Here is a 25,705-nt window from a genome sequence, read left to right as displayed (position 1 = left end):
CGTGCCCGGACGCGACGTCCGGGAACCCTGTGTTACTCCACAGTAGAGATGACGTTTACGTCCTCGCGGTACACGATGGAGTCGGCGTACATCAGACGCCCCGGGGGTACGTTCCCCCGCAACCAGGCCCCGAAGAGCACCACCGAACAGCGAAGGAACAGCGTGGCTTCCGGATCCGATCGCAACCCGATCATCATTGGCGGCCTTCCGAGCCAGGTCCCGGACTTCGATCCCGAAGAGACCCAGGAATGGCTCGACTCCCTCGACGCCGCCGTCGACGAGCGGGGCCGTGAGCGGGCCCGCTACCTGATGCTCCGGCTCATCGAGCGCGCGCGCGAGAAGCGCGTCGCCGTGCCGGAGATGCGCAGCACGGACTACGTGAACACGATCGCCACGAAGGACGAGCCGTTCTTCCCCGGCGACGAGGAGATCGAGCGCAAGGTCCTCAACGCGACCCGGTGGAACGCCGCGGTGATGGTCTCCCGCGCCCAGCGCCCCGGGATCGGTGTCGGCGGCCACATCGCCACCTTCGCCTCCTCCGCCTCGCTCTACGACGTGGGCTTCAACCACTTCTTCCGCGGCAAGGACCGGGGAGACGGCGGCGACCAGATCTTCTTCCAGGGACACGCCTCCCCGGGTATCTACGCCCGCGCCTTCCTCCTCGACCGGCTGAGCGAGACGCAGCTCGACGCCTTCCGCCAGGAGAAGTCGAAGGCGCCGCACGGACTGTCCAGCTACCCGCACCCGCGGCTGATGCCGGACTTCTGGGAGTTCCCGACCGTCTCGATGGGCCTCGGTCCGCTCGGCGCGATCTACCAGGCCCGGATGAACCGCTACATGGAGGCGCGCGGCATCGCCGACACCTCCAAGTCGCATGTGTGGGCCTACCTGGGTGACGGCGAGATGGACGAGCCGGAGTCGCTCGGCCAGCTCTCCATCGCCGCCCGCGAGGGTCTGGACAACCTCACCTTCGTGGTCAACTGCAACCTGCAGCGCCTCGACGGCCCGGTCCGCGGCAACGGGAAGATCATCCAGGAGCTCGAGTCGCAGTTCCGCGGTGCCGGCTGGAACGTCATCAAGCTGGTCTGGGACCGCACCTGGGACCCGCTGCTCGCGCAGGACCGCACGGGCATCCTGGTCAACAAGCTGAACACCACGCCGGACGGCCAGTTCCAGACGTACGCCACCGAGACCGGCGCGTACATCCGTGACCACTTCTTCGGCGACGACCCGCGGCTGCGCGACATGGTCAAGGACATGTCCGACCACCAGATCCTGCACCTGGGGCGTGGCGGCCACGACCACCGGAAGGTCTACGCGGCGTACGCGGCGGCCAAGGCCCACAAGGGCCAGCCGACCGTGATCCTCGCGCAGACGGTCAAGGGCTGGACGCTCGGACCGAACTTCGAGGGCCGCAACGCGACCCACCAGATGAAGAAGCTCACGGTCGAGGACCTCAAGCGCTTCCGCGACCGGCTGCACATCCCGATCACGGACAAGCAGCTGGACGACGGCCACCCGCCGTACTACCACCCGGGCCGCGAATCCGAAGAGATCCAGTACATGCACGACCGCCGCCAGGGCCTGGGCGGCTATGTCCCGACCCGCGTGGTGCGTGCCAAGCCGCTCCAGCTGCCGGACGACAAGGCCTACGCGACTGCGAAGAAGGGTTCGGGTCAGCAGTCGATCGCCACCACCATGGCGTTCGTCCGCGTCCTGAAGGACCTCATGCGGGACAAGGAGATCGGCAAGCGTTTCGTGCTGATCGCACCCGACGAGTACCGCACCTTCGGCATGGATGCCTTCTTCCCGAGTGCGAAGATCTACAACCCGCTGGGTCAGCAGTACGAGGCGGTGGACCGCGATCTGCTCCTCGCGTACAAGGAGTCGCCGACCGGCCAGATGCTGCACGACGGCATCTCCGAGGCGGGCTGCACGGCCTCGCTCATCGCCGCCGGTTCTGCGTACGCCACGCACGGCGAGCCGCTGATCCCGGTGTACGTCTTCTACTCGATGTTCGGTTTCCAGCGGACCGGTGACCAGTTCTGGCAGATGGCCGACCAGCTCGCGCGCGGCTTCGTGCTGGGTGCGACCGCCGGCCGGACGACGCTGACCGGTGAGGGTCTCCAGCACGCGGACGGACACTCGCAGCTGCTCGCCTCGACGAACCCGGGCTGTGTCGCGTACGACCCTGCGTTCGGGTACGAGATCGCGCACATCGTCAAGGACGGTCTGCGCAGGATGTACGGCGAGAACAGTGAGGATGTCTTCTACTACCTCACCGTGTACAACGAGCCGATCCAGCACCCTGCCGAGCCCGCCGACGTGGACGTCGACGGCATCCTCAAGGGCGTGTACCGCTACCGGAGCGGCGACAGGGGCCAGATCCCGGCCCAGATCATGGCGTCCGGTGTGGCGGTCCCGTGGGCGGTCGAGGCGCAGCAGATCCTCGCCGACGAGTGGAACGTGAAGGCGGACGTCTGGTCGGCGACCTCCTGGAACGAGCTGCGCCGTGAGGCCGTGGACGTGGAGCGGTACAACCTGCTCCACCCGGAGGAGGAGCAGCGCGTCCCGTACGTGACGCGGAAGCTCTCCGGCTCCGAGGGTCCGTTCGTGGCGGTCTCGGACTGGATGCGTTCGGTGCCCGACCAGATCTCGCGCTGGGTACCCGGTGCGTACCAGTCGCTGGGCGCCGACGGCTTCGGTTTCGCCGACACCCGTGGGGCGGCCCGCCGCTTCTTCCACATCGACGCGCAGTCGATCGTGCTGGCGGTGCTCACGGAGCTGGCGAAGGAGGGCAGGATCGACCGTTCGGCGCTGAAGACGGCGGTCGACCGGTACGCGCTCCTGGATGTGGCCGCGGCCGACCCGGGTCCCGCCGGCGGCGACGCGTAACGGCGCGGAACAGCGGATGAAGGGCGGTGGGACCTCACGGTCCCGCCGCCCTTCGGCGTTCGCTCAGCTCTCCCAGATCTTGAAGGCCCTCACCGTGTACGGGGAGCGGGGCACCCAGGTGCCGCCGCCCGGGTAGGTCTCGAATTCGCCGGTCTCCGCGCACTCGGCCGACTGGTAGGTGGTGACGGGGCGCCCGGTGCGGTTGACGAGTGCCTGGGCGCGGCCGGCGGCCGGCAGCGGGACGCAGCTCTCGATGTCGACGGTGGACAGTTCATGGGTCTGCCTGGCCCCGGTGAAGTCGGGTTTCGACCAGAGACAGAGCTGTCCCGCCCCGCACGGTGCGAGCCCCGCCGGTGCGGGCTGCGGAGCGCTCCGTGAGCGCCCCTGGTCGGTGGGCCCGTGGTGGGCGGCGGGTGCGGTGCCGGCCAGGGCCGTGGCCGGGACGAGTGCGGTGGCCGCCAGGGTGGCGGCGAGAACGGTCGTGCGCATGGTGGATCAACCCCCGTGGTCGAGCGAGCCGGAACGACTCGATGTCCGCACTCTGACCTGCGGGGCAGCGCACCGGGAAGGGCCGGGGCCACGGATCACCCTGATAGGCGACAGCCCCGCCGGAACCGTCCGGCGGGGCTGTCGGGTGCGCTGTGTTGACGCCCCGGCGCAGGGAATGCGCCCGGGCTGTGCGGGATCAGATGTGGCCGGCTCCCGCGCCCGCCTCGGCGTTCGCACCGCGCTTGGTGAGCATGGCGACCAGAGCGGCGACGACGGCGACGATGCCGGCGACCATGAACGCGGAGCTCATGCCCGACACGAACGTGTCATGGGCGACGCCCGCGATCTTCGCAGCGATCTCCGGCGGGGTACCGGGTGCCACCGGCGGCATCCCGACCTTGACGGCCGAGGACGCCTGCTCCAACTGGGTGGAATCCACCGGCGGCAGTTCGGCCGCCTTCCAGTTGTCGCCGAGCTTCGCGTCGACCTGGGAGGCCATGACGGCGCCCAGGACTGCCGTACCGAGACTGCCGCCGACCTGCATCGCGGCCTGCTGCAGCCCGCCGGCTACACCGGAGAGTTCCAGCGGGGCGTTGCCCACGATGACCTCGGTGGCGCCGACCATGACCGGTGCGAGGCCGAAGCCGAGCAGCGCGAACCAGAGCGACATGGTCAGGGTGCCGGTGCCGATCGTCAGCTGCGACATGCCGAACATGGCGATCGCGACGGACACCATGCCGCCGACGAGCGGCACACGCGGACCGAACCTGGTGATGGCCGCACCGGCGAGCGGCGAGCCGACGATCATCATTCCGGTCAGCGGCAGCAGGTGCAGACCGCTGTCGACCGGGCTCATGCCGTGGACGTTCTGCAGGTAGAAGGTGACGAAGAACAGCCCGCCCATGAAGGCGAAGGCCATCAGCACCATCAGGACCACTCCGGCCGAGAGCGGCACGGAGCGGAACATGGCCAGCGGGATGAGCGGCTCGCGGACGTTCTTCTGGGAGAGCGCGAACACGAAGAACAGGACCACTGCGGCGCCGAGGAAGCCGAGGGTCCTGGCGTCGCCCCAGCCCCATTCGGAACCCTTGATGAGCGACCAGATCAGGCAGAACATCGCCTGCGACAGCAGCACGATGCCGCCGATGTCGAAGGACTTGGCCGCGTTCTCGGCGCGGTGGTCCTTGAGGATCACCAGACCGAAGACCAGCGCGAGCACGCCGACCGGCACGTTGATGAAGAAGACGGACTGCCAGCTGACGTGCTCCACGAGCACACCGCCGAGGATGGGACCGCCCGCGGTCGAGGCGCCGATCACCATGCCCCAGATGCCGATCGCCATGTTCAGCTTCTCTGCGGGGAAGGTGGCGCGCAGCAGGCCGAGCGCCGCGGGCATCAGCAGGGCGCCGAAGAGGCCCTGGAGCACGCGGAAGACGATCACCGCCGTGACGCTGTCGGCGAGGCCGATGGCCGCCGAGGCCGCGGCGAATCCGGCGATGCCTATCAGGAAGGTCTGGCGGTGGCCGAAGCGGTCACCGAGCTTGCCCGCGGTGATCAGGGAGACCGCGAGTGCGAGCATGTAGCCGTTGGTGATCCACTGGACGTCGGCGAGCGAGGCGCCGAGGTCCTGCTGGATGGCGGGGTTGGCGATCGCGACGATCGTGCCGTCGAGCGCAACCATCATCACGCCGATGGCGACGGCGAAGAGCGTCAGCCAGGGGTGGCCGCGCAGTCCTTTCGCCGGTGCGGGAACGAGGGTGTCTTCGGGCTCCCGCGGCGCCTTCTCGACTGTGGTCTGACTAGTCATGCGGGGAGATTATGTCAGCGGCTGACAGTTGACAAACCAATTCACAAGTCAGTAACTGTCACGTAGCTCACAGGTAGGCTGATCAGGTCAAAGCGACAGAAAGAGGACCCCTACGTGACACGCAGGCAGACATCCGGGGTCCCCGCATTCGCGGCTCCGGTCGGATTGCGCGAACGCAAGAAACAGCGCACCCGTGAGGCTCTGCTGCACGCCGCCCTGGAACTCTTCACCACCCAGGGGTACGACCGGACCACCGTCGACGAGATCGTCGACGCGGTGGAGGTCTCCCAGCGCACCTTCTTCCGCTACTTCGCGAACAAGGAGGCGGTGGCCTTCGCCGTCCAGGAGATGGGTGAGTCGCACTTTCTCGCGGAACTGCGTCAACGCCCCGCCGAGGAGGCCCCTTTCGAGGCAATGCGCCGGGCCACCCTGAACGCCTGGGACAGCATCGCCGACGCCCTCGAGGACGACGTCACCGTCGAACTCCACATGCGCACCTACCAAATGATCGAATCGACCCCCGTACTGCTCGCCGCCCTCATGCGGCGCAGCGTCGACCTGGAGCACCAGGTGACTCTGCTGATCGCGGAGCGTGAGGGGCTGGACCCGGAGACGGACCCACGGCCCCGGGTGGCCGTCGCCGCCTTCTCCGGGGTGATGCGGCTGACCGGACAGCTCTGGGGACGACGGCAGGACGCGAGCGTGGACGCGCTCCGGGCACTCACCGAGATGCACCTGGACCGGCTCGGACCAGCACTTGCCGGAGACTGGCGCACCACTTAGGCGCACCACACATCTGTGCCGCACGCCTCACCGCTTCGGCATGGCCCAACTCACAATGCCCCGGCCTCTCTACGCTTTCGGGGTGCCGATCGGCCTCCCGGCGCGCCGGAGTGTGGGCTCTGCACACACGGAGGGTGAGGTTGGGGCATCCAATTCCCCGCAGCCGGGTGATGTGCGTCACCGCCCTCACGGCTGCCCACGCGCGTCTCCTAGGGTGGGGCGCAGTGACTTCCTTCGACTCCTCCCCCACGCTCACCGCCTGGCGCGCTCTGCTCGCCGTGGCGGTGGTGTTCGTGATGCTGGCGACCACCGGGTGGACCGCCGTGCGTCATCAACACTCCGAAGCGCCACGCGAGATCGCGCTCGCCTCCTGGGCGCGTGACCGGATAGCCGGTCACGCCCTCCCGGACACCGATGCGCCGCCGTACCGGCTGGCTCACTTCTTCGCCACGCTCACGGCGGGCCAGCAGGTCGCTCTCACCGACAAGTACCCGCTCGTGGTGGGGAATCTGGACGGCGCCCCGGTCAGCCTGCGCTACCGCGCCAACCGGCATGCGCTGGCCCGGGCCGAGACCGCGGAGCAACAGCGGACGCAGGACCCGAGACTCTCGTCCGGCGGCCGCCACCAGGCGGCGCTCCGGCTCGCCCGCTTCCGGTCGATGCTCGCCGGGGACCGGCGGATCCTTGCCTTCGACCCGTCGGGCAGGGGCCACGCCGCGGAGGTGTTCGGCGACCTCGACCGGGCGGAGCGGGTCTCCGTCGTCGTTCCGGGGGTCGATACGAATCTGCTGACGCTGGAACGCACCGGCACCAAGAAGAACGCCGCGCCCGTCGGCATGGCGCAACAGCTGTACGACGCCGAGCGCGCGGCGCGTCCCGGGGCCCGTACGGCCGTCATCGCGTGGGCCGACTACACCGCACCCGCGGGGATCGGCATGGACGCCGCCCTGGGCGGACTCGCGGCGGACGGAGCGGTGCGGCTGAACGCGCTCGTGGGTGCACTGCCCGGCACCTCGACCGTCTCGCTGATCTGCCACAGCTACGGCTCCGTGCTGTGCGGGGTCGCCGCGCGTGAGCTGCCGTCCAGGGTGTCCGACATCGCGGTCGCCGGCAGTCCGGGCATGCGGGCGGACAGCGCCGAGGCGCTGGACACCGGGGCCCGGGTGTGGGCGATGCGGGACGGCGACGACTGGATCCAGGATGTGCCGAACATGGCCGTGGGCGGGCTCGGCCACGGCGCGGATCCGGTCGACCCGGAGTTCGGCGCGCGCATCGTGTCGGCGAACGGTGCGGTCGGGCACAGCGGTTATTTCGAGCCGGGCACGGACAGCCTCAGCAACTTCGCCGCCATCGGCGTCGGGGCCTACGACTCGGTCAGCTGCGCAAGCTCCGACCGTGCGTGCCACCGCGAGATCTCCGGTGAGCCGGACGCCTGACGCGCGTAGAGAACGGTGAAAGGCCTTGCGGGGATTGCATGTACCGAGGGGGGACGTGCGCGCCCGCGCCGCATACGATGAGGCACATGGGTGATGTGCTGGCCGGAATTCATGCCACCTGGGAGTTCGACACCGACTCCCTGCTCATCCGCTTCGAACGGGGGATCCGCACGCCGAGGCTCTTCCAGAGCCTGCGTGAGCGCCGCATTCCGTATGCGGCGTTGTCGTCGGTGACGCTGACCCCGGGCAGGCGGGGGACGGTGGTCCTGCACGCGGTGCCGAGACCTGGTGCCGATCCGCTGCTGGAGGCCGCGGCGGGGCAGCTGAAGGACGGCTGCGACCCCTACCGGCTGGTGCTGCCCGCCGAACGCGAAACGCTCGCCGAGTACTACGCGGACGAGCTGCGGTCCCTGCTCGGACCGGACGCGGCGAAGCACGCCGACGGGTTCCTGGTCACGGCTCCCGAGGCGCCCATGCACTTCAAGGCGTACGACGGCCGGGCCGGCTTCGACGGGGTCCGGGTCTCCTTCCGGTGGTCCTGGACGGGTGCGTCCAGCACCAAGTGGAAGGCGGGTGACCAGACCTTCCCGGTGGCGGAGCTCAGCGACGTGCAATGGCGTTCGCCCGAGGCCCTCGAGGGATACCTGCGGCTGATCGTGCGCGGCGCGGCCGGTGACGCGGACGAGGGCGGTCCCGTGCACGCACTCGGGCCGGACGCGGCGCAGGGCGCCCAGCAGCCGGCCGTCCGGCACGTACCGGTCGACCAGGATCCGGCCGCTGTCGTCTTCGGGCTCGGCTACGGGCCGGTGCACGAGTCGCTGCCCTTCGCCGCGGCCGTGCTGGAATCCGTCCGCAGGACCCAGGCGGTGCCCGTCGCGGCGGCCCTCGCCCCGGTGGGCGGCCAACGGCGTGACCCGGCCGACATCGCCGAGCGGATCCGGCACCTCGGGGAGCTGCACCGGGCCGGTCTGGTCACGGACGACGAATACAGCGCGAAGAAGGCACAGCTGCTCGCGGAGCTGTAGCCGGCGGCCAGCTCCCGGCCTGCCGCCCGCCCACCCCCTACTGCGGTACGGGGCGGCCTGTCCCACATCAGCACCGGGGTATGACGCCACGGACCGGCAGGCTGCCTAGGCTGAGCGGGCGATGTCCACCTTCTCCGGTCCACCCCTGCCCGAACCCGCCGTCGGCCTGTTGAGCGCTGCTCACCGCCATCTGCGCGAGTTCGCCCATGCGCTGTCCCACCCGTCCCATCCGCCGACCCCGTTCTTCGCGAACTCCCCGAGGCGATGGCGGCGGCTGCTCCCGTACGGGGCCGTCGCCCTTCTCGCCCTCCTGTTCGTGCCCGTCACCTTCAACGTCCTGACCTCGGAGTACCGCCTGGCGGGCGGTACGGCGGCGATGCTCGCCGTCGCCCAGGCCGCTCCGCTGCTGATGCTGGCGCACCGGCCGCTGCAGGCCTGGTGGATCATCTTCTGCGCGGATGTCGTCGGCGCCCTGGTGCTGCTGTGGTCCAGAGCCACGGAGTACAGCACCGCGCCGTTGCCGTTCACGGCCGAGGAGCCCGGCATCTGGCCGTGGACGCCCCCGGTGATCATCGGCTACCTCTTCGTGCTGTTCGCGCTGGGCCTCCGCGAGCCCCGGACGACCCTGGTGGCCGTCTGGCTGATGACGGGCGTGGCAGGCCTGCTGCTGCACGTGATCGCGCCCGACCGCAGCAAAGGCAGTGCCCTGCTGCTGCTCATCCTCGGCGCGGTGGTACTGGTGGTCGCGGCGGCGCTACGGGAACGGGGCGACGCCCAGCGCAGGCTCGCCGAGCAGGAGACGATCAGTGAGGCCGAGCGTGCCGGGCGGACGCTCCTGGAGGAACGGACCCGGATCGCCCGCGAGCTCCACGACGTGGTCGCGCACCACATGTCCGTGATCACCGTGCAGGCCGACTCGGCCCCGTACCGGATCGGCGGACTGCCCGAGCAGGCGCGGGCCGAGTTCGAGGCGATCGCGGCGAGTGCACGGGAGTCTCTGACGGAGATGCGGCTGCTGCTCTCGGTTCTGCGCAGCGACGGCACGCAGGGGGAGCGGGCACCCCAGCCGGGGCTCGGCCGGATACAGCAGCTGGTGGAGGCCACGGTGCGGTCGGGGCTTCCCGTGGAGCTCTCGATGGGCGAGGAGGTGCCCAAGGCTGTGGGGGACGGCCTGCCCCAGGCCGTCGACCTGTCCGTGTACCGGATCGTGCAGGAGGCTCTGGCGAATGCGGTCCGGCACGCGCCGGGGGCCCGCACCCGGGTCTCGGTCACGACAGCCGACGGCCACGTGACGGTACTGATCGTCAACGACCGTGCGCAGCGGCCCGGTTCACCGCTGGAGACGACCGGAACTGGGCATGGGCTGGTCGGGATGCGTGAACGCGTACGGTTGACCGGCGGCACGCTGGACACCGGTCCACTGCCCGACGGGGGTTTCCGGGTGGCCGCGCGGCTTCCGCTGTCCGCCGGTCCGGTCCCGTCGATCTCCCCGGCCCCGGAGGACTCTTGAGCATCCGCGTGATCATCGTCGACGACCAGGCCATGGTCCGGGCGGGGTTCGCCGCGCTCCTGGCGGCGCAGAGCGACATCGACGTGGTGGGAGAGGCGCCGGACGGACGCCGGGGCATCGAGGTCAGCCGCGAACAGCAGCCGGATGTGGTCCTGATGGACGTCCGGATGCCGGAGATGGACGGACTGGCCGCGACACGCGAGCTGTTGTCCCCGTCCGTCGGTCAGGACCACCGTCCGAAGGTGCTGATGCTGACCACCTTCGACGTGGACGACTACGTGTACGAGGCGCTGCGCGTCGGTGCATCCGGCTTCCTGCTGAAGGACGCACCGCCGGCCGACTTGATCTCGGCGGTACGCGTCGTGGCCGCCGGGGACGCCCTGCTCGCGCCGTCCGTGACCCGTCGGCTGATCGCGGACTTTGCACGCCAGCGGCCGTCCGGAGCGTTCCGGAGCGGCCCCGCCCTGCGGTTGCGGGGGCTGACGCCGCGCGAGACGGAGGTACTGGAGCTGGTGGCGCGTGGCCTGTCCAACCAGGAGATAGCGAATCGGCTGGTGGTCGCGGAGCAGACGGTGAAGACACACGTCTCACGGATACTCGCCAAGGCCGATCTGCGGGACCGGGCACAAGCGGTGATCTTCGCGTACGAGTCGGGGCTGGTGACGCCGGGGGGCGCGGAGGCGTGACCGTGGCCCGTGCACGGTGCACCCCGGCCACGCCCCTGGGCTGCATCTACTCGCGGGCTGTCGAGGTGCTGCTCATGTCCGGGTACCTGTCCCCCGCGACCTGTCCCGCGATCGGCTCCAGCGCCTCCAGCTCCTGCCCGGTCAGGGTCAGCCGGGTCGCCGCCGCGTTCTCCAGCAGACGGCTGCGCTTGCGGGTGCCGGGAATCGGCACCACGGTCAGTCCGTGCACCTCGGCGCGTTGCTGCACCCACGCGAGGGCCACCTGTGCGGCCGTGGCACCGTGCGCCGCCGCGATCTTGTGGACGGGCTCCAGCAGGGCTGTGTTCGTCCTCGCGTTCTCGCCGGTGAAGCGTGGCTGGTGCTTGCGGAAGTCGTCCGGTGACAGGTCCTTGACCGCGTCGGCGAACGACCCGGTCAGGAAGCCGCGGCCGAGCGGCGAGTACGGCACAAGGGTCACTCCGAGCTCGACGGCCGCTCCCACGGCGCTGCGCTCCACGTCCCGGCTGAAGAGTGACCACTCGGACTGGAGGGCGGCGATCGGGTGCACGGCGTGCGCCTCGCGGAGCTCGGCCCCGGTCACCTCGCTCAGCCCGAGCTGCTTGACCTTGCCCTGCCGCACCAGCTCGGCCATCGCGCCGACCGATTCGGCGAGCGGGACGAGCGGGTCGCGCCGGTGCATGTAGTACAGGTCGATGACGTCGGTGTTCAGCCGGCGCAGGCTGTCCTCGACGGCCTGCCGGATGAACGCGGGATCGTTGCGCACCCCGCGGTAGTGCGGGTCGTCGGTCCGCTCGATGGCGAACTTCGTGGCCAGCGTGATCTCGTCGCGGTGCGCGGCGACGAACGGCGCGAGGAACGTCTCGTTGGCGCCGCGCCCGTAGACATCGGCGGTGTCGAAGAGGGTGACGCCCGCTTCCAGCGCCGCCTCCAGGGTGTCCCGGGCGGCTGCCTCGTCGGTGTCACCGTAGAACTCGCTGATTCCCATGCAGCCGAGCCCCTGTACGCCGACCCGGGGGCCGCCGCCGAGCTCCACGGTCGCGATCCGGCCGGTGCTGTTGTCGCTCATGTCGTCAGGGCCTTTCCGACGCCGCACGGGCGCCCGCATAAAATTCGATCTTGAAGTCGAGTACGGCGAGGGTGTCCTGGAGCTCCGCGATCCGCGTCCTCACGTCGCGTCGGGTCGCCTCCAGGAGCTCCTGCCGCTCCTCGAAGGTGTGCTCGCCCTCGCGCAGCAGTTCCGCGTACCTGACCATGGCGGCGACCGGCATTCCGGTCAGCCTGAGCTTGCCGACGAACGCCAGCCAGTCCAGGTCGCGGTTGGTGAAGCGGCGCTGGCCGGTGTGCGAACGGTCGACGTGCGGCATCAGCCCGATCCGCTCGTACCAGCGCAGGGTGTGCGCGGTGAGGCCCGTGAAGGCGACGACCTCACTGATGGTGTAGCGGTCCTGACCCTCGGGGCGCGGGTGGGCCTTGGGGGCCGAGGCACAGGTGTCGGTCCGTGCGGAAGTGCTTTCCATCACCGTCATGCCCTCCACGCTAGAACCTTGGAGTGCACTCCAAGCAAGCGCATTCGGCGGCGTTCTTCGGTTTAGGCTCATATGCATGCAGAGCCTGGCGATGATCGAGAACTGGCCCGTCCCCACCGCGGCGGCGGCCGTCGTACGAGCGGACGGCACCGTCGTCGGTGCGCACGGCCCGACGGCCCACCGTTTCCCACTCGCTTCCGTCACCAAACCGCTGGCGGCGTACGCGGCGCTGGTGGCGTACGAGGAGGGCGCGGTCGAGCTGGACGAACCGGCCGGCCCCGAGGGCTCCACCGTCCGCCACCTCCTCGCGCACACCAGCGGCCTCGCGTTCGACGAGCACCGGGTCACGGCCCCTCCCGGCACCCGTCGGCTGTACTCCAACGCGGGTTTCGAGGTCCTCGGCGACCACCTCGCGAAGGCCACCGAGATCCCCTTCCCCGAGTACGTACGCCAGGCGGTCCTGGAACCGCTGGGCATGATGGCCACGACGCTGGACGGCTCGCCCGCCAAGGACGGCGTCTCCACCGTCGAGGACCTGGTGCGGTTCGCCGCGGAGGTGCAGGCGCCCCGGCTCCTGGACCCGCGTACGGTGCTGGAGGCCCAGACCGTCGTCCACCCGGGCCTCAAGGGCGTACTCCCCGGCTACGGCCACCAGAACCCCAACGACTGGGGGCTCGGCTTCGAGATCCGGGACTCCAAGTCCCCGCACTGGACGGGCCTCTCGTCCTCCCCGGCGACCTTCGGCCACTTCGGACAGTCCGGCACATTCCTGTGGATCGACCCGGCGGCCGGCATGGCCTGTGTCGCCCTGACCGACCGGCCCTTCGGCCCGTGGGCAGCGGAGGTCTGGACCCCCTTCACCGACGCGGTGCTGGCCGAGCTCGGTTCCGGCCGCTAGGACCTGTCCGACCGGTCCTGGCCATGGGAGGATCTCGTCCATGACTGACATCCGAAGGGGCCGTGCCGCGTAGAAAGCCGGCTTCGCTTCGTCTGCGGAACCGTGGCCGGAGCGCTCCCTGGGTGCGCTACCGCGACGTTCCCGGCCTGTCGGGGGCGGCGAACGCAGCCGTCCGCGTGCTCGAACGGGAGCGGCTGACTCCGGGCATCGTGTCGGTAGCGCTGAGCGTGTGGTCCGTCCGCGTCCACGGAAGCGAACGCCGGTGGAGGCAGTGGGAGACCGAGTTCACCTGCCCGTGCTGCGGCGAGGGCTGGGCCCGGGACAAGCTCCAGGAGGCTCTGTCCCTGCTGCCGCCGAGGGCCGCGGCGGAACTCCGGGTGCACATCGAGCGCCTGGACGAGGTGCTGCTCGGGCGAACGCACCACGAGCCCACAGCTGACGCGGAGTTGGCGTGGTGGCACCGCCGGTGCTGACCGCGCCCGTGCCGCCGCCTGGAGCCCTTTCTGCCGGTGGGCAACCACCGGGGCAGGCATGCCTGGACGGGCTCCGATAGATTCGGCCGCCATGCGATCACGATCAGGCGAGTACGACCAGGATTTCCGCGACCGGGCCACGCGCATACGCAGTTGGGGACTCGGTCTGCTGTCCTTGGCTGCGCTGCTGTGGGTGTGGTGTGCCGTGCTGCTGCTCACGCCGTTCACGGTCGACGAGGAACCCGACGACGAATATCCCCGGGAGTGCGAGTCGCGGCTGTTCACCGACCGCGGCACCGCCAACGAGGGTTTGTTCCATGGGGATTACTGTGCCGACGAGCGGGACTGGCCGGAGGCCGTGGCCCTGCTCGGTCTGTCCCTGCCGGTGTCGGTCGTCGGCGCGGCGCTCTTCACCACCGGCACGGTGACGCGCCGGATGAGCGCCCACGGCGAGGCGATGCGTGAGCTGGACAAGCTCACGGACACGAAGGCCTAGGTCCCCCACAGGCAGGGGTGGCCCCGGCCCTGTTGTCCACCGGCCGGTGGACAACAGGTTCAACCGGCCGGGCGTGTCGCGCAGGGTCCTCCGCCGACCAGGATTTCCGGTGCGAGACAGCTACCTGTACGGATAGCCCGATGAAGCACCCGGCACGCATGGCCGGCGATCGTCGGCTGGTTCGCGTTCGTCGTCCTGTGCCTCGGAGCCGGCAGCACGGTCGGCAGCAACGAAGCCACCACCGAGGACTTCTGGGTCGGTGAGGCGGGGCGCGCCGAGGTGATGGCGACCGAAGGAGGCCTGCAGCCCGAACCCACCGAGCGGATCATGATCCGGGCCAGGCCCGGACCGCTGGACATGGCAGCGGCCGGCTCCGCGGCCCGGGACGTCGCGGAGCGGATGCCGGTCCTCGAGCGGACGGCACGGGTCGGCCCGAGCCACCCGGACCTCGTGGTGGAGCAGACCGGTCGGAGGCGACGGTGAAGACGCATCTGTTGCGGGTCTTCGCCGAGCTCGACGTCAGCGACCGTACGCACGCGGTGGTCAAGGCCCTTGAACTCGGGCTGCTGGACAGACGCCGGTAGATCCGCCGTCTCACACGCCGCCGTCTCACACGCCGCCGAGCTCCCAGAGCAGCACCTCGGAGGCTCGCAGCGCCAGCAGCTCCAGCCCCCGGGACTCCGTGATCCGTGCCGAGTCGCCCGACCCCAGCTCCTCACCGCCGAGCCGCACCTCGCCCCGCACGACGTGGACGTAGACGCCCGCCGCATCGGGCACGGCGGTGCGTTCGCCCTCGGTCAGTCTGCGTACGTGGAGCATCGCTCCTGCCGCCGGGAGGGCGTACGGGGTGGAGTCGGCGATGCCGGGGACGTGCTCGTACGACGGTTCGCCGCCGGGTGACAGCGGGGCCAGCCACATCTGAACGAAGGTCAGTGGGTGCTCGCCGTCGTTGCGTTCGACGTGGCGCACCCCGGCTGCCGCGCTGAGGCGCTGGACGTCACCGGCCCGTACGACGGTGGTGTGGCCCTCCGAGTCCCGGTGGGTGAGTTCGCCATCCACCACCCAGGTGACGATCTCGGTGTGGCTGTGCGGATGCTCGCCGAAGCCGGCGCCCGGGGCGAGACGCTCCTCGTTGCAGGCCAGGATCGGCCCGAAGCGTAGGTTTTCGGGGTCGTAGAAGCGCCCGAAGGAGAAAGCGTGCAGTGTCTCGATGCCCTCGGAGACACCCGGGGCCGGGTCCCCTCCGCGGTAGCGGTCGCCGGAGCGGCGTACGTCCATCACGGTTCCACGGTAGCCCTGCGGGGCGCCCCGCGGCCCCGCCCCTCCGTGTCCTTGCCCCGATAAGGCAGTCTTGTGTCCGTGCCCCGACCCGATCCTGAGCAGCCCGCTGCGAACGCCGCCCACCTTCATGCCGCGACCCTGAAGCGGCTCGAGCAGGCCTCCGGCCGGCTTGCCGCCAACGCCATCGCCCGCATGGACGAGACGCTGCCGTGGTACCGGGCGATGCCACCGGAGAACCGTTCCTGGATCGGTCTGGTCGCCCAGGCCGGAATCGCCGCGTTCACCGAGTGGTTCCGGCACCCGGAGACACCGCAGGCCATCTCCACCGATGTGTTCGGTACGGCTCCGCGCGAGCTGACCCGGGCGATCACACTGCGGCAGACCGTCGAGATGGTGCGGACGACGATCGAGGTGATGGAGACCGCGATCGAGGAGGTGGCGGCGCCCGGCGACGAGTCGGTGCTGCGCGAAGCGCTTCTCGTCTACGCCCGGGAGATCGCCTTCGCGACCGCCCAGGTGTACGCGCAGGCCGCCGAGGCACGCGGCGCGTGGGACGCCCGGCTGGAGTCGCTCGTGGTGAACGCGGTGCTGTCCGGCGAGGCCGACGAGGGGGCCGTGTCGCGGGCCGCCGCACTCGGCTGGAACTCGCCCGAGCATGTGTGCGTTCTCCTCGGCACCGCTCCGGACGGGGACAGCGAGCTCACCGTGGAGGCGATCCGGCGGGCCGCCCGGCACGCCAAGCTCCAGGTCCTGACGGGAGTGCTGGGCAACCGCCTGGTCGTCATCGCGGGCGGCAGCGACAACCCGCTGAACGTCGCGAAGTCGCTGATCGGCCCGTATGCGGCCGGTCCCGTCGTCGCCGGTCCCGTGGTGCCCGACCTGCTCGCAGCCACCCGGTCCGCGCAGGCCGCCGCCGCAGGACTCAAGGCGTGCTCGGCGTGGCAGGACGCGCCGCGGCCGGTACTGTCCGACGATCTCCTTCCGGAGCGCGCGATGGCGGGCGACCCCGCCGCGCGGGATCAGTTGGTGGAGGAGATCTACAGACCGCTCGAAGAAGCCGGTTCGGCGCTACTGGAGACGCTGAGTGTCTATCTGGAGCAGGCGAGCAGCCTTGAGGGCGCCGCCCGGATGCTGTTCGTGCACCCCAATACCGTGCGCTACCGGCTACGACGTGTGACCGACGTCACCGGCTGGTCGCCGTCCGACGTCCGCTCCGCGTTCACTCTGCGGATCGCCCTCATCCTGGGGCGCTTGGCCGCCGGCGATCCTCAAACCTAGACTTTTGTCGGACTTCAACAATTCCCCTGACGGTTCTTCGTCCCTGTCCCCACGGGCGTGAAGAGCCGTCCACAAGAGAGAGTGTGAGGGTGCTCGTACTCGTCGCTCCCGGCCAAGGCGCTCAGACGCCCGGCTTCCTGACCCCCTGGCTCGAACTCCCTGGTGCCACCGACCGCATCGCGGCCTGGTCCGACGCCATCGGGCTCGACCTTGCCCACTACGGCACGAAGGCCGATGCGGACGAGATCCGCGATACGGCGGTGGCTCAGCCGCTGCTGGTCGCCGCGGGTCTCCTGTCCGCAGCTGCCCTCGACGCCTCGCCCGGCGTCGTCGCCGGCCACAGCGTCGGTGAGATCACCGCCGCCGCGTTCGCCGGCGTCATCGACGACGAGGCCGCGCTCCGTTTCGTACGGACCCGGGGGCTCGGCATGGCCGAGGCCGCCGCGGTCACCGAGACGGGCATGGCCGCGCTGCTCGGTGGCGACCCTGCCGTAACGGTCCCTCACCTGGAGAAGCTGGGGCTCACCCCGGCCAACGTCAACGGTGGCGGACAGGTCGTCGCAGCGGGCACCGCGGCACAGATCGCCGCACTGGCCGAGGACATGCCCGAGGGCGTGCGCCGCGTGGTCACGCTCAAGGTGGCCGGCGCGTTCCACACGCACCACATGGCTCCGGCCGTGGAGAAGCTGCGTGCAGCCGCCGACGCCCTGACGGTCGCCGACCCGAAGATCACGTACGTGTCGAACGCCGACGGGAAGACGGTCGCCGACGGCGCCGAGGTCATCTCGCGGCTCGTCGGACAGGTCGCCAACCCGGTCCGCTGGGACCTGTGCATGGAGACCTTCAAGGAGCTCGGGGTCACGGCCATCATCGAGGCCGCCCCCGGCGGCACCCTCGTGGGCCTCGCCAAGCGCGCGCTGCCCGGCGTGAAGACCCTCGCACTCAAGACCCCCGACGACCTCGACGCGGCCCGCGCGCTCATCTCCGAGCACGCAGGCGCATAAGGAGCCCGAGAGCATGTCGAAGATCAAGCCCAGCAAGGGCGCCCCGTACGCACGGATCATGGGTGTCGGCGGCTACCGCCCGACCCGTGTCGTGCCGAACGAGGTGATCCTCGAGACGATCGACTCGTCCGACGAGTGGATCCGCTCCCGCTCCGGTATCGCCACCCGCCACTGGGCCTCCGACGAGGAGACCGTGTCGGCGATGTCCGTGGAGGCCTCCGGCAAGGCGATCGCCGACGCCGGGATCACTCCCGAGCAGATCGGCGCAGTGGTCGTCTCCACCGTCTCGCACTTCCAGCAGACCCCGGCCATCGCGACCGACATCGCCCACAAGATCGGCGCGGGCAAGCCCGCCGCCTTCGACATCTCGGCCGGCTGCGCGGGCTTCGGCTACGGCCTCACCCTCGCCAAGGGCATGATCGTCGAGGGCTCCGCGGAGTACGTCCTCGTCATCGGCGTCGAGCGCCTCAGCGACCTCACCGACCTGGAGGACCGCGCGACGGCCTTCCTCTTCGGCGACGGTGCGGGCGCGGTCGTCGTCGGCCCCTCCAAGGAGCCGGCCATAGGCCCCACGGTCTGGGGCTCCGAGGGCGACAAGTCCGGAACGATCAAGCAGACCGTGGCGTGGGACGTCTTCCACGCCGACCGTCCCGAGAAGTTCCCGGCGATCACGCAGGAGGGTCAGGCGGTCTTCCGCTGGGCCGTCTTCGAGATGGCCAAGGTCGCCCAGCAGGCGCTGGAAGCGGCCGGGATCACCCCGGAAGACCTGGATGTCTTCATTCCGCACCAGGCCAACATGCGGATCATCGACTCGATGGTGAAGACGCTCAAGCTGCCGGAGCACGTTACGGTCGCCCGTGACGTGGAGACCACCGGCAATACGTCCGCCGCCTCGATCCCGCTCGCAATGGAGCGGCTCCTGGCGACCGGTCAGGCCAAGAGCGGCGACACGGCGCTCGTCATCGGCTTCGGGGCGGGTCTCGTCTACGCCGCGACGGTCGTTACCCTCCCCTAGGACACCGGACCTTTCGGTCCGCACGCCCGAACCCTGCAGAAACACATCGAAGGAGCGCCAACATGGCCGCCACTCAGGAAGAGATCGTCACCGGTCTCGCCGAGATCGTCAACGAGATCGCCGGTATCCCGGTCGAGGACGTCCAGCTGGACAAGTCCTTCACCGACGACCTGGACGTCGACTCGCTGTCCATGGTCGAGGTCGTCGTCGCCGCCGAGGAGCGCTTCGACGTCAAGATCCCCGACGAGGACGTCAAGAACCTCAAGACGGTCGGCGACGCTGCCGACTACATCCTGAAGCACCAGGGCTGATCCGAGCCCGTCCCGTGTGTCGCCACCCGGCGGTGGCGCCGCTGATTCACGACCCTCTACACGTGGAGAAGATTTTCCAGTGAGCCCGACCAATCGCACCGTGGTCGTCACCGGTATCGGCGCAACCACTCCGCTGGGTGGCGACTCCGCATCGACCTGGGAAGGTCTGATGGCCGGTCGTTCCGGCGTCAAGCCCCTCGAGGGCGAACGTTTCGCCGAACTGCCTGTCCGGATCGCTGCCCTCGCGGCTGTCGACCCGGGCGACGTCCTGCCCCGTCCGCTCGCCCGCAAGCTGGACCGCTCGGCGCAGTTCGCGCTGATCGCGGCCCGTGAGGCCTGGGCGGACGCCGGTTTCACCGGCAAGGCCGGTGAGGACGAGAAGATCCAGCCCGAGCGCCTGGGCTCGGTCATCGCCTCCGGTATCGGCGGCGTGATCACCCTGCTCGACCAGTACGACGTGCTGAAGGAGAAGGGCGTGCGCCGCGTCTCCCCGCACACCGTTCCCATGCTCATGCCCAACGGCCCGGCGGCCAACGTCGGCCTGGAGGTCAACGCCCAGGCCGGTGTCCACACCCCGGTGTCCGCCTGCGCGTCGGGTGCCGAGGCCATCGGGTACGCCGTCGAGATGATCCGCACCGGCCGTGCCGATGTGGTCGTCGCCGGTGGCACCGAGGCGGCCATCCACCCGCTGCCGATCGCGGCGTTCGCCAACATGATGGCGATGTCCAAGAGCAACGACGAGCCCGAGAAGGCCTCGCGTCCGTACGACACGGGCCGTGACGGCTTCGTCCTCGGCGAGGGCGCGGGAGTCGTGATCCTGGAATCCGCGGAGCACGCCGCCGCGCGAGGCGCCAGGGTCTACTGCGAGGTGCTGGGCCAGGGCCTGTCCGCGGACGCCCACCACATCGCGCAGCCCGAGCCCACGGGGCGCGGGATCGCCGCCGCGATGCAGAACCTGCTGGACTCCACGGACCTGAAGCCGTCGGAGGTCGTGCACCTGAACGCGCACGCCACGTCCACGCCGCAGGGTGACATCGCGGAGATCAAGGCGCTGCGTGCGGTGCTGGGCGACGACCTGAACCATGTCGCGATCTCTGCCACGAAGTCGATGACCGGTCACCTGCTGGGTGGCGCGGGCGGCATCGAGACCGTGGCGACGGTGCTGGCGCTGCACCACCGGCTGGCGCCGCCGACCATCAACGTCGACAACCTCGACGAGGCGGTCGAGGCGGACATCGTCCGCGATGAGCCGAGGGCTCTGCCGCAGGGGTCGATCGCCGCGATCAACAACTCGTTCGGTTTCGGTGGCCACAACGTGGTGCTGGCGTTCCGCTCGGTCTGACCTGCTACTGCCGAGAGGCCCGCTTCCCTCCCCGGGAGGCGGGCCTCCTGCATGCGCACGGGCCGTTACCGGGACGGCCGCCGGATGGATCCGGGGCACGGGGTGTCGTCGGCGGCGTCGCGGCGACCGCCTACGTGTGGCGAACCAGGCCACCTACGACGCGGATGGGATCAAGGCCCCCTCGACGTTCGCCGGCAAAGGCATCGAGGAGGCCGCCGACCGGGTGGGCGACAGGAACTCGGACATCGGGGTCGGCGTCGCCGACGGGGTGAAGAAGCCGGGAAGCGCCCTCGACCCGTTCGACCAGCGAGGTGAAGACAGGCACACGACCATCAGTCCGTTCACGCTCGCTCGTCGCAAGGAGAAACAGCCCCACGGGCGCACCGAGTTCGGCAGGCAGGGCGCTTCTCCGGAGTTCGGCGACATCCAGGTGGTGTACCCGGCGGGTCCGGACGTGCCCTTCGTCCGAGGTTTCCCCATCCCGCTTCCGGCCGGCCGACGCGCAGGTGATCGTGCCCTCCGAGCCGCGTTCGAGCAGGCCGCTCGAGGGCAACGTTTCAGCCCTGCCTTGCCGTGAGGCCCAGGTCCGGGGTGGGGCGGGCTCCGGTCACACGACCTGGTGGAGCCAGCGGACCGGGGCGCCCTCGCCCGCGTGGCGGAAGGACTCCAGCTCGTCGTCCCAGGGCTTGCCCAGGAGCGTGGCGACCTCCGCCTCCAGGTCCGTGTCGCCGCTCAGGGACCTGGCCAGCGCGGCCCGCAGCCGGTCCTCGGGGATCAGGATGTCGCCGTTCATGCCGGTGACGGCGTGGAAGATGCCGAGGCCGGGCGTGGAGCTGTAGCGCTCGCCCTCCGCCGTGGGGCACGGCTCGGCCGTCACCTCGAAGCGCAACAGGTCCCAGCCCCGGAGTGCCGAGGCGAGCTGGGACGCGGTGCCGGCGCTGCCCTTCCAGGAGAATTCGGACCGCCAGGTACCGGGGGCGGCCGGCTGTCTGATCCAGTCGAGCTGGACCCGCACACCGAGAACACCCGCTACCGCCCATTCGATGTGTGGGCACAGCGCGCGCGGTGCGGAGTGGACGTACAGGACTCCATGTGTCGTCACCGGGACCTCCAGTGTGGGACGAGGTTCGCCTTCCCCAGCGGCCTCGCGCCCGTACCGCCTCTTCCCGGTCGGCTCCCGAGGTTGTCATCAGTAAACAGCATCGGGAGTGAATCTCCTGAAAAGGGACAGTATGTGACGTGAGGTAACTTACCGGAGCTGCCCATTTGTGCACGGGCCGGCAAGGCGTCACTGGTTCGACGGGGAAAAGCTACCGTGCGCCGGGGCCGGGCGTGTGACGTACCGTCGGTCCCGGGCCCATGATTCCCCCAGCATTCACCCGTGAGGGCGCGCGAGCCCCCCACCTGGGGCTGTCGGGGTGTGCCAGGGGCACAATCACCTGTGTGACCCGAGGGGAAACTGGGATGCCTGAGTGTTCGTCACGCCGCAGTGTCCGCGGCGTCGCCGCCGCGCTGACGGCTCTTGCGTTCCTCGGTGCCGCCGCACTCACAGGCTGCACCGGGGGCTCGTCCGCGACCACGAGGAGCGCGGCCGGGCCGCAGAGCCCGTCTCCCTCGCCGCCCCCGGTGTGGGATGCGAGCCCGGCGTCCATCGCCGCCGTGGGGGACTCCATCACCCGGGGCTTCGACGCCTGCTCGGTGCTGGCGGACTGTCCCGAGGTGTCGTGGGCCACCGGCACGGACGAAGCGGTCCGCAGCCTCGCGGTACGGCTGCTCGGCGCATCGAAGGCGCCTTCGCACAGCTGGAACCACGCCGCGTCGGGAGCCCGGATGGCTCAGCTGCCGGAGCAGATGGCGCTGGCCGCGAAGGAGAAGCCGGATCTGGTGACGGTGATGATCGGCGCCAATGACGCCTGCCGGGACTCGGTGCGGATCATGACTCCGGTCGCGGACTTCCGGACCTCGTTCCAGGCGTCGATGCGGCAGTTGCGCAGTACGGCGCCGAAGGCCCAGGTGTACGTGTCGAGCGTGCCGGACCTGAAGCGGCTCTGGTCGACCGGGCGCGGCAACGCGCTGGGCAAGCAGATCTGGAAGCTCGGGATCTGCGCGTCGATGCTGGGCGACGCGGACGACATGGGCGCGGCGGCCGTCGCCCGGCGCGACGCGGTGCAGGAGCGGGTCGTCGCGTACAACGAGGTCCTGAGGGATGTCTGCGCGAAGGATCTGCGCTGCCGGTACGACGGTGGGGCGGTGTTCGACTACCGGTTCACCGGCGAGCAGCTCAGTCAGTGGGACTGGTTCCATCCCGGCCGTGACGGCCAGGCCCGGCTGGCAGAAATCGCTTACCGCAATGTCACGGCGGCCGGGCCCCCCGCGTAAAGTTCGTGATCATGACGACGGGTACAGCGACACACGGCGAAGACTTCTCCACTCTCGCGGACGGCACCGCCGTCCGGCGCTGGACCCTGGAGCGGGACGGCACACGGGTGCGCGTGCTGACGTACGGCGCCGTCGTGCAGTCGGTGGAGGTGCCCGGCCGGGACGGTACACGGGCCGGGGTGGCCCTCGGGCTGCCGGATGTCGCGGAGTACGAGAAGTACACGGGTCCCTACTTCGGCGCCCTGGTCGGGCGGTACGCGAACCGGATCGGGGGCGCCTCCTTCGTACTCGACGGGCAGACGCACCGGGTGACGCCGAACGAGGGCCGTAACCATGTGCACGGCGGGACGCGCGGCTTCGACAAGCGGGTGTGGGACGCCGAGGAGGTGCCGGGCGGTGTGCGGCTCTCCCTGGTCGCCGAGGACGGCGAGGAGGGCTTCCCGGGCCGGCTGGCGGTTTCGGCGACGTACACCCTGGACGAGGGCGGGGCACTGCGGATCGCCTACCGGGCGACGACGGATGCGCCGACCGTGGTGAACCTGACGAATCACACGTACTGGAATCTGGCCGGCGCGGACAGCGGGAGCGCGCTCGGGCACGAACTGCGGCTCGCGGCCGGGCGGATCACCCCTTCGGACGCCGAGTCCGTTCCGACGGGCGAGTTCGCGCCGGTGGACGGAACCCGGTTCGACTTCCGGGAGCCGAAGCCGGTGGGCGCGGGGTACGACACCAACTACGTGCTCGACGAGACCGGCGAGGGGCCGGTCGCCGAGCTGTACGACGCCGCCTCGGGGCGACTGCTGACGGTCCGTACGACGGAGCCGGGTCTGCAGCTGTACACCGCCGATCACTTCGAGGGGCGGCCGTTCGTGCCGTGCGCCGGGATCGCGCTGGAGACGCAGCACTTCCCCGACTCCCCGAACCGTCCGGAGTTCCCGAGCACGGTGCTGCGGCCGGGCGAGGAGTTCATGTCGACGACGGTGTACGGATTCTCGGTGCGCTGACACGCAACTCCCCCTGCGGTGACCTGCGTCAACACCGATTCAGCAAGATCACCGGCGGGTGAATCAGGGCGGCGGGGGCGCGTCCGCGACGGCCCCGGCAGTCCCGCGCAGCAGGGTGATCAACATGACTTCACCAGCTGATGAACCGTCGTCCGTCCTGCCTTCCCGTCGTTCCCTGATCGCCGGCGCCACTGCCGGTGCCGCGGCCCTCGCCGTGACCGCGGCCACCCCGTCCGCAGGTGCCGCGGTGTCCCGGACCACCGCTGCCGCGCCCGCAGCCGCGCCCGGATCCGACTGGGACGCCTGCCTCACCGTCGCCCGCGCCATCCTCGTACGGGACGAGAACAACCGTGACCTGGTGCCCGGTTACCGCGAGGTCCTGCTGGAGAAGGGCCTGCCCCGCACCCGTGCCGCGCGCAGGAAGGTGCTGGTCGTCGGCGCGGGACCGGCCGGGCTCACCGCGGCACGGCTGCTCCACGAGGCCGGTCACACCGTCACCGTGATCGAGGCCAACGGCAACCGGGTCGGCGGCCGCATCAAGACCTTCCGGGCGGGCGGCCACGAGAAGTCGGAGCAGCCCTTCGCCGATCCGAAGCAGTACGCCGAGGCCGGCGCGATGCGCATCCCGGACAGCCACCCGCTGGTCACCGGGCTGATGGCCGGCCTCGGGCTGAAGACCCGCCGCTTCCACCTGGTCGACGTGGACGGCGAGGGCCGTCCCGCCAACCGCACCTGGATCCACGTCAACGGCATCCGGGTCCGTCGCGCCGACTACGCCGAGAAGCCCCAGGCGGTGAACCGCTCCTTCGGGGTGCCCGCGAGTCACGAGAACATCCCCGCCTCGCAGATCGTCCGGGACGCGTTCGCTCCCGTGCGCAAGGAGATCGACGGCAAGGAGGGAACCGCCCTGGTCGAGGGCTGGGCGACAGTGCTCCAGCGGTACGGGCACTGGTCGATGTACCGGTACCTGACCGAGGCGGCCAAGCTCGACGAGCGGACCGTCGACCTCATCGGCACCGTCGAGAACATGACCTCGCGTCTCCATCTCGCGTTCCTGCACAGCTTCATCGGGGCTTCGCTGATCAGCCCGGCCACCTCCTTCCTCGAGCTGCCCGACGGCACCGCAACCCTGGCCGACGCCATGTACGCGCAGGTCGAGGACCTGGTGCGGCTGGATCGCCGGGCCACGCGGATCAGCCACACCGCGGACGGGGTGAGCGTCGAGACCGTCTCGGAGGGCCGGGGCGGTCCCGTCGTCCGGGAGACGTTCACCGGAGACCGGGCGATCATCACCGTGCCCTTCTCCGGGCTGCGGCACATCCCTGTCACGCCCGCGCTCTCGTACGGCAAGCGGCGCGCCATCACCGAGATCCACTACGACGCGGCGACGAAGGTGCTGCTCGAATTCAGCCGCCGCTGGTGGGAGTTCGACGAGGCGGACTGGAAGCGGGAGCTGGACGCGGTCCGTCCCGGCCTGTACGACGACTACCGGCTGGGCAAGGCACCGGCCGACGGTTCACTGCTGGGTGCCCACCCGTCCGTGCCCAGGGGCCACATTCCGCCCGGCCAGCGGGTGCACTACGCGGCCTGCCGGGCCACCGCCCGCAACCAGCCCGAGGCGGCCCACATCATCGGCGGCGGCTCGGTGACGGACAACGCCAACCGCTTCATGTATCAGCCCTCGCACCCGGTCGAGGGCAGCGCGGGCGGCGTCCTGCTCGCCTCGTACAGCTGGGCCGACGACGCGCTGAAGTGGGACTCGCTGGACGACGACGAGCGCTACCCGCGCACCCTGGGCGGAGTCCAGGACGTGTACGGGCAGCGGATCGAGGGGTTCTACACGGGCGTGGGCCGCACCCAGTCCTGGATGCGCGACCCGTACGCGTACGGCGAGGCCTCGGTGCTCCTGCCCGGCCAGCACACCGAGCTGTTCCCCGATGTGCGCACCCCGGAGGGGCCGCTGCACTTCGCCGGCTGCCACACGTCCGTCAAGCCGGCCTGGATCGAGGGAGCGCTGGAGTCGGCCGTCAGGACGGCGCTGGAGGTCCACGGCGGCTGACGGCCGCC

General features: G+C 70.3%; 24 protein-coding genes and 2 pseudogenes. 20 read left to right on the top strand and 6 right to left on the bottom strand.

What is annotated here, in order from left to right; translation table 11 throughout:
• Nucleotides 1-162 precede the first annotated feature (162 nt).
• Complete coding sequence (aceE, locus tag ACFWBQ_RS14950; RefSeq protein ID WP_385487902.1) at nucleotides 163-2,895, top strand: pyruvate dehydrogenase (acetyl-transferring), homodimeric type; 2,733 nt, start codon at nucleotides 163-165, stop codon at nucleotides 2,893-2,895.
• A 63-nt stretch (nucleotides 2,896-2,958) separates the two neighbouring features.
• Here aceE and ACFWBQ_RS14945 read toward each other — a convergent pair whose 3' ends face one another.
• Complete coding sequence (locus tag ACFWBQ_RS14945; RefSeq protein ID WP_385487900.1) at nucleotides 2,959-3,384, bottom strand: peptidase inhibitor family I36 protein; 426 nt, start codon at nucleotides 3,382-3,384, stop codon at nucleotides 2,959-2,961.
• Nucleotides 3,385-3,580: 196 nt separating this feature from the next.
• The gene (locus ACFWBQ_RS14940) at nucleotides 3,581-5,191 is read right to left on the bottom strand and encodes an MFS transporter (protein WP_385487898.1); all 1,611 of its coding nucleotides are present in this window, start codon (nucleotides 5,189-5,191) and stop codon (nucleotides 3,581-3,583) included.
• A gap of 114 nt (nucleotides 5,192-5,305) precedes the next feature.
• Here ACFWBQ_RS14940 and ACFWBQ_RS14935 point away from each other — a divergent pair, with 114 nt between their 5' ends.
• The 5 genes from ACFWBQ_RS14935 to ACFWBQ_RS14915 all read left to right on the top strand — a co-directional run bounded on the left by ACFWBQ_RS14935 (nucleotide 5,306) and on the right by ACFWBQ_RS14915 (nucleotide 10,631).
• The gene (locus tag ACFWBQ_RS14935) at nucleotides 5,306-5,974 is read left to right on the top strand and encodes a TetR family transcriptional regulator (protein ID WP_385487896.1); all 669 of its coding nucleotides are present in this window, start codon (nucleotides 5,306-5,308) and stop codon (nucleotides 5,972-5,974) included.
• A gap of 224 nt (nucleotides 5,975-6,198) precedes the next feature.
• Nucleotides 6,199-7,410 carry an alpha/beta hydrolase gene (locus ACFWBQ_RS14930; RefSeq protein WP_385487894.1) on the top strand — a complete coding sequence of 404 codons (1,212 nt, stop codon included), beginning with the start codon at nucleotides 6,199-6,201 and terminating at the stop codon, nucleotides 7,408-7,410.
• 86 nt (nucleotides 7,411-7,496) lie between these two features.
• Complete coding sequence (locus tag ACFWBQ_RS14925; RefSeq protein WP_385487892.1) at nucleotides 7,497-8,435, top strand: DUF4429 domain-containing protein; 939 nt, start codon at nucleotides 7,497-7,499, stop codon at nucleotides 8,433-8,435.
• A gap of 121 nt (nucleotides 8,436-8,556) precedes the next feature.
• Entirely contained in the window at nucleotides 8,557-9,945 is a 1,389-nt protein-coding gene (locus ACFWBQ_RS14920; RefSeq protein WP_385487890.1) for a sensor histidine kinase, read from the top strand.
• On the top strand, nucleotides 9,942-10,631 hold the full coding sequence (locus ACFWBQ_RS14915; protein WP_385487888.1) for a response regulator: 690 nt from the start codon (nucleotides 9,942-9,944) through the stop codon (nucleotides 10,629-10,631). Before ACFWBQ_RS14920 ends, ACFWBQ_RS14915 begins: the two co-directional genes overlap by 4 nt.
• A 46-nt stretch (nucleotides 10,632-10,677) precedes the next feature.
• Here ACFWBQ_RS14915 and ACFWBQ_RS14910 read toward each other — a convergent pair whose 3' ends face one another.
• Nucleotides 10,678-11,697: an aldo/keto reductase gene (locus ACFWBQ_RS14910; protein WP_385487886.1), complete on the bottom strand. Its 1,020-nt coding sequence runs from the start codon at nucleotides 11,695-11,697 to the stop codon at nucleotides 10,678-10,680.
• Nucleotides 11,698-11,701: 4 nt separating this feature from the next.
• On the bottom strand, nucleotides 11,702-12,157 hold the full coding sequence (locus tag ACFWBQ_RS14905) for a MerR family transcriptional regulator (RefSeq protein WP_385487884.1): 456 nt from the start codon (nucleotides 12,155-12,157) through the stop codon (nucleotides 11,702-11,704).
• Nucleotides 12,158-12,233: 76 nt separating this feature from the next.
• Here ACFWBQ_RS14905 and ACFWBQ_RS14900 point away from each other — a divergent pair, with 76 nt between their 5' ends.
• From ACFWBQ_RS14900 to ACFWBQ_RS14880, 5 genes and pseudogenes are all read left to right on the top strand, one after another.
• A complete protein-coding gene (locus ACFWBQ_RS14900) occupies nucleotides 12,234-13,055 on the top strand; it encodes a serine hydrolase domain-containing protein (RefSeq protein WP_385487882.1) in 822 nt (273 codons plus the stop codon).
• 122 nt (nucleotides 13,056-13,177) lie between these two features.
• The gene (locus tag ACFWBQ_RS14895) at nucleotides 13,178-13,528 is read left to right on the top strand and encodes a hypothetical protein (RefSeq protein WP_385487880.1); all 351 of its coding nucleotides are present in this window, start codon (nucleotides 13,178-13,180) and stop codon (nucleotides 13,526-13,528) included.
• A gap of 91 nt (nucleotides 13,529-13,619) precedes the next feature.
• The gene (locus tag ACFWBQ_RS14890) at nucleotides 13,620-14,024 is read left to right on the top strand and encodes a hypothetical protein (protein WP_385487878.1); all 405 of its coding nucleotides are present in this window, start codon (nucleotides 13,620-13,622) and stop codon (nucleotides 14,022-14,024) included.
• Between the two features lie 168 nt (nucleotides 14,025-14,192).
• Nucleotides 14,193-14,492 (top strand): annotated as a pseudogene (locus ACFWBQ_RS14885) (MMPL family transporter); the annotation flags it as partial.
• A pseudogene (locus ACFWBQ_RS14880) lies at nucleotides 14,492-14,608 on the top strand (DNA-binding response regulator); the annotation flags it as partial. The pseudogenes ACFWBQ_RS14885 and ACFWBQ_RS14880, both read left to right, overlap by 1 nt.
• Before the next feature lie 25 nt (nucleotides 14,609-14,633).
• On the opposite strand, the gene ACFWBQ_RS14875 reads toward ACFWBQ_RS14880, so the two are convergent.
• A complete protein-coding gene (locus ACFWBQ_RS14875) occupies nucleotides 14,634-15,302 on the bottom strand; it encodes a pirin family protein (RefSeq protein ID WP_385488549.1) in 669 nt (222 codons plus the stop codon).
• An 81-nt stretch (nucleotides 15,303-15,383) separates the two neighbouring features.
• Between ACFWBQ_RS14875 and ACFWBQ_RS14870 the strand changes: the two genes are divergently transcribed.
• The 6 genes from ACFWBQ_RS14870 to ACFWBQ_RS14845 all read left to right on the top strand — a co-directional run bounded on the left by ACFWBQ_RS14870 (nucleotide 15,384) and on the right by ACFWBQ_RS14845 (nucleotide 20,832).
• The gene (locus tag ACFWBQ_RS14870) at nucleotides 15,384-16,583 is read left to right on the top strand and encodes a PucR family transcriptional regulator (protein ID WP_385487876.1); all 1,200 of its coding nucleotides are present in this window, start codon (nucleotides 15,384-15,386) and stop codon (nucleotides 16,581-16,583) included.
• 89 nt (nucleotides 16,584-16,672) lie between these two features.
• A complete protein-coding gene (locus tag ACFWBQ_RS14865) occupies nucleotides 16,673-17,587 on the top strand; it encodes an ACP S-malonyltransferase (protein WP_385487874.1) in 915 nt (304 codons plus the stop codon).
• A gap of 13 nt (nucleotides 17,588-17,600) precedes the next feature.
• On the top strand, nucleotides 17,601-18,602 hold the full coding sequence (locus ACFWBQ_RS14860; RefSeq protein ID WP_385487872.1) for a ketoacyl-ACP synthase III: 1,002 nt from the start codon (nucleotides 17,601-17,603) through the stop codon (nucleotides 18,600-18,602).
• Between the two features lie 62 nt (nucleotides 18,603-18,664).
• The gene (locus ACFWBQ_RS14855; RefSeq protein WP_014045780.1) at nucleotides 18,665-18,913 is read left to right on the top strand and encodes an acyl carrier protein; all 249 of its coding nucleotides are present in this window, start codon (nucleotides 18,665-18,667) and stop codon (nucleotides 18,911-18,913) included.
• 79 nt (nucleotides 18,914-18,992) lie between these two features.
• The gene (gene fabF / locus ACFWBQ_RS14850; protein ID WP_385487870.1) at nucleotides 18,993-20,255 is read left to right on the top strand and encodes a beta-ketoacyl-ACP synthase II; all 1,263 of its coding nucleotides are present in this window, start codon (nucleotides 18,993-18,995) and stop codon (nucleotides 20,253-20,255) included.
• A 136-nt stretch (nucleotides 20,256-20,391) separates the two neighbouring features.
• Nucleotides 20,392-20,832: a hypothetical protein gene (locus ACFWBQ_RS14845; RefSeq protein ID WP_385487868.1), complete on the top strand. Its 441-nt coding sequence runs from the start codon at nucleotides 20,392-20,394 to the stop codon at nucleotides 20,830-20,832.
• A 30-nt stretch (nucleotides 20,833-20,862) separates the two neighbouring features.
• Here the strand turns inward: ACFWBQ_RS14845 and ACFWBQ_RS14840 are convergent, their stop codons facing one another.
• Nucleotides 20,863-21,357 (bottom strand): DUF3145 domain-containing protein, encoded by a 495-nt coding sequence (locus ACFWBQ_RS14840; RefSeq protein WP_385487866.1) that lies wholly within the window; start codon nucleotides 21,355-21,357, stop codon nucleotides 20,863-20,865.
• 362 nt (nucleotides 21,358-21,719) lie between these two features.
• Here ACFWBQ_RS14840 and ACFWBQ_RS14835 point away from each other — a divergent pair, with 362 nt between their 5' ends.
• From ACFWBQ_RS14835 to ACFWBQ_RS14825, 3 genes are all read left to right on the top strand, one after another.
• On the top strand, nucleotides 21,720-22,634 hold the full coding sequence (locus ACFWBQ_RS14835; protein WP_385487864.1) for an SGNH/GDSL hydrolase family protein: 915 nt from the start codon (nucleotides 21,720-21,722) through the stop codon (nucleotides 22,632-22,634).
• An 11-nt stretch (nucleotides 22,635-22,645) separates the two neighbouring features.
• Nucleotides 22,646-23,638 (top strand): aldose epimerase family protein, encoded by a 993-nt coding sequence (locus ACFWBQ_RS14830; RefSeq protein WP_385487862.1) that lies wholly within the window; start codon nucleotides 22,646-22,648, stop codon nucleotides 23,636-23,638.
• Nucleotides 23,639-23,762: 124 nt separating this feature from the next.
• Nucleotides 23,763-25,697 (top strand): flavin monoamine oxidase family protein, encoded by a 1,935-nt coding sequence (locus tag ACFWBQ_RS14825; protein ID WP_385487860.1) that lies wholly within the window; start codon nucleotides 23,763-23,765, stop codon nucleotides 25,695-25,697.
• Nucleotides 25,698-25,705 lie beyond the last annotated feature (8 nt).

This window comes from Streptomyces sp. NPDC060035, assembly GCF_042736635.1.
Lineage (GTDB): Bacteria > Actinomycetota > Actinomycetes > Streptomycetales > Streptomycetaceae > Streptomyces.
This window is presented reverse-complemented; position numbering and strand designations above follow the sequence as displayed.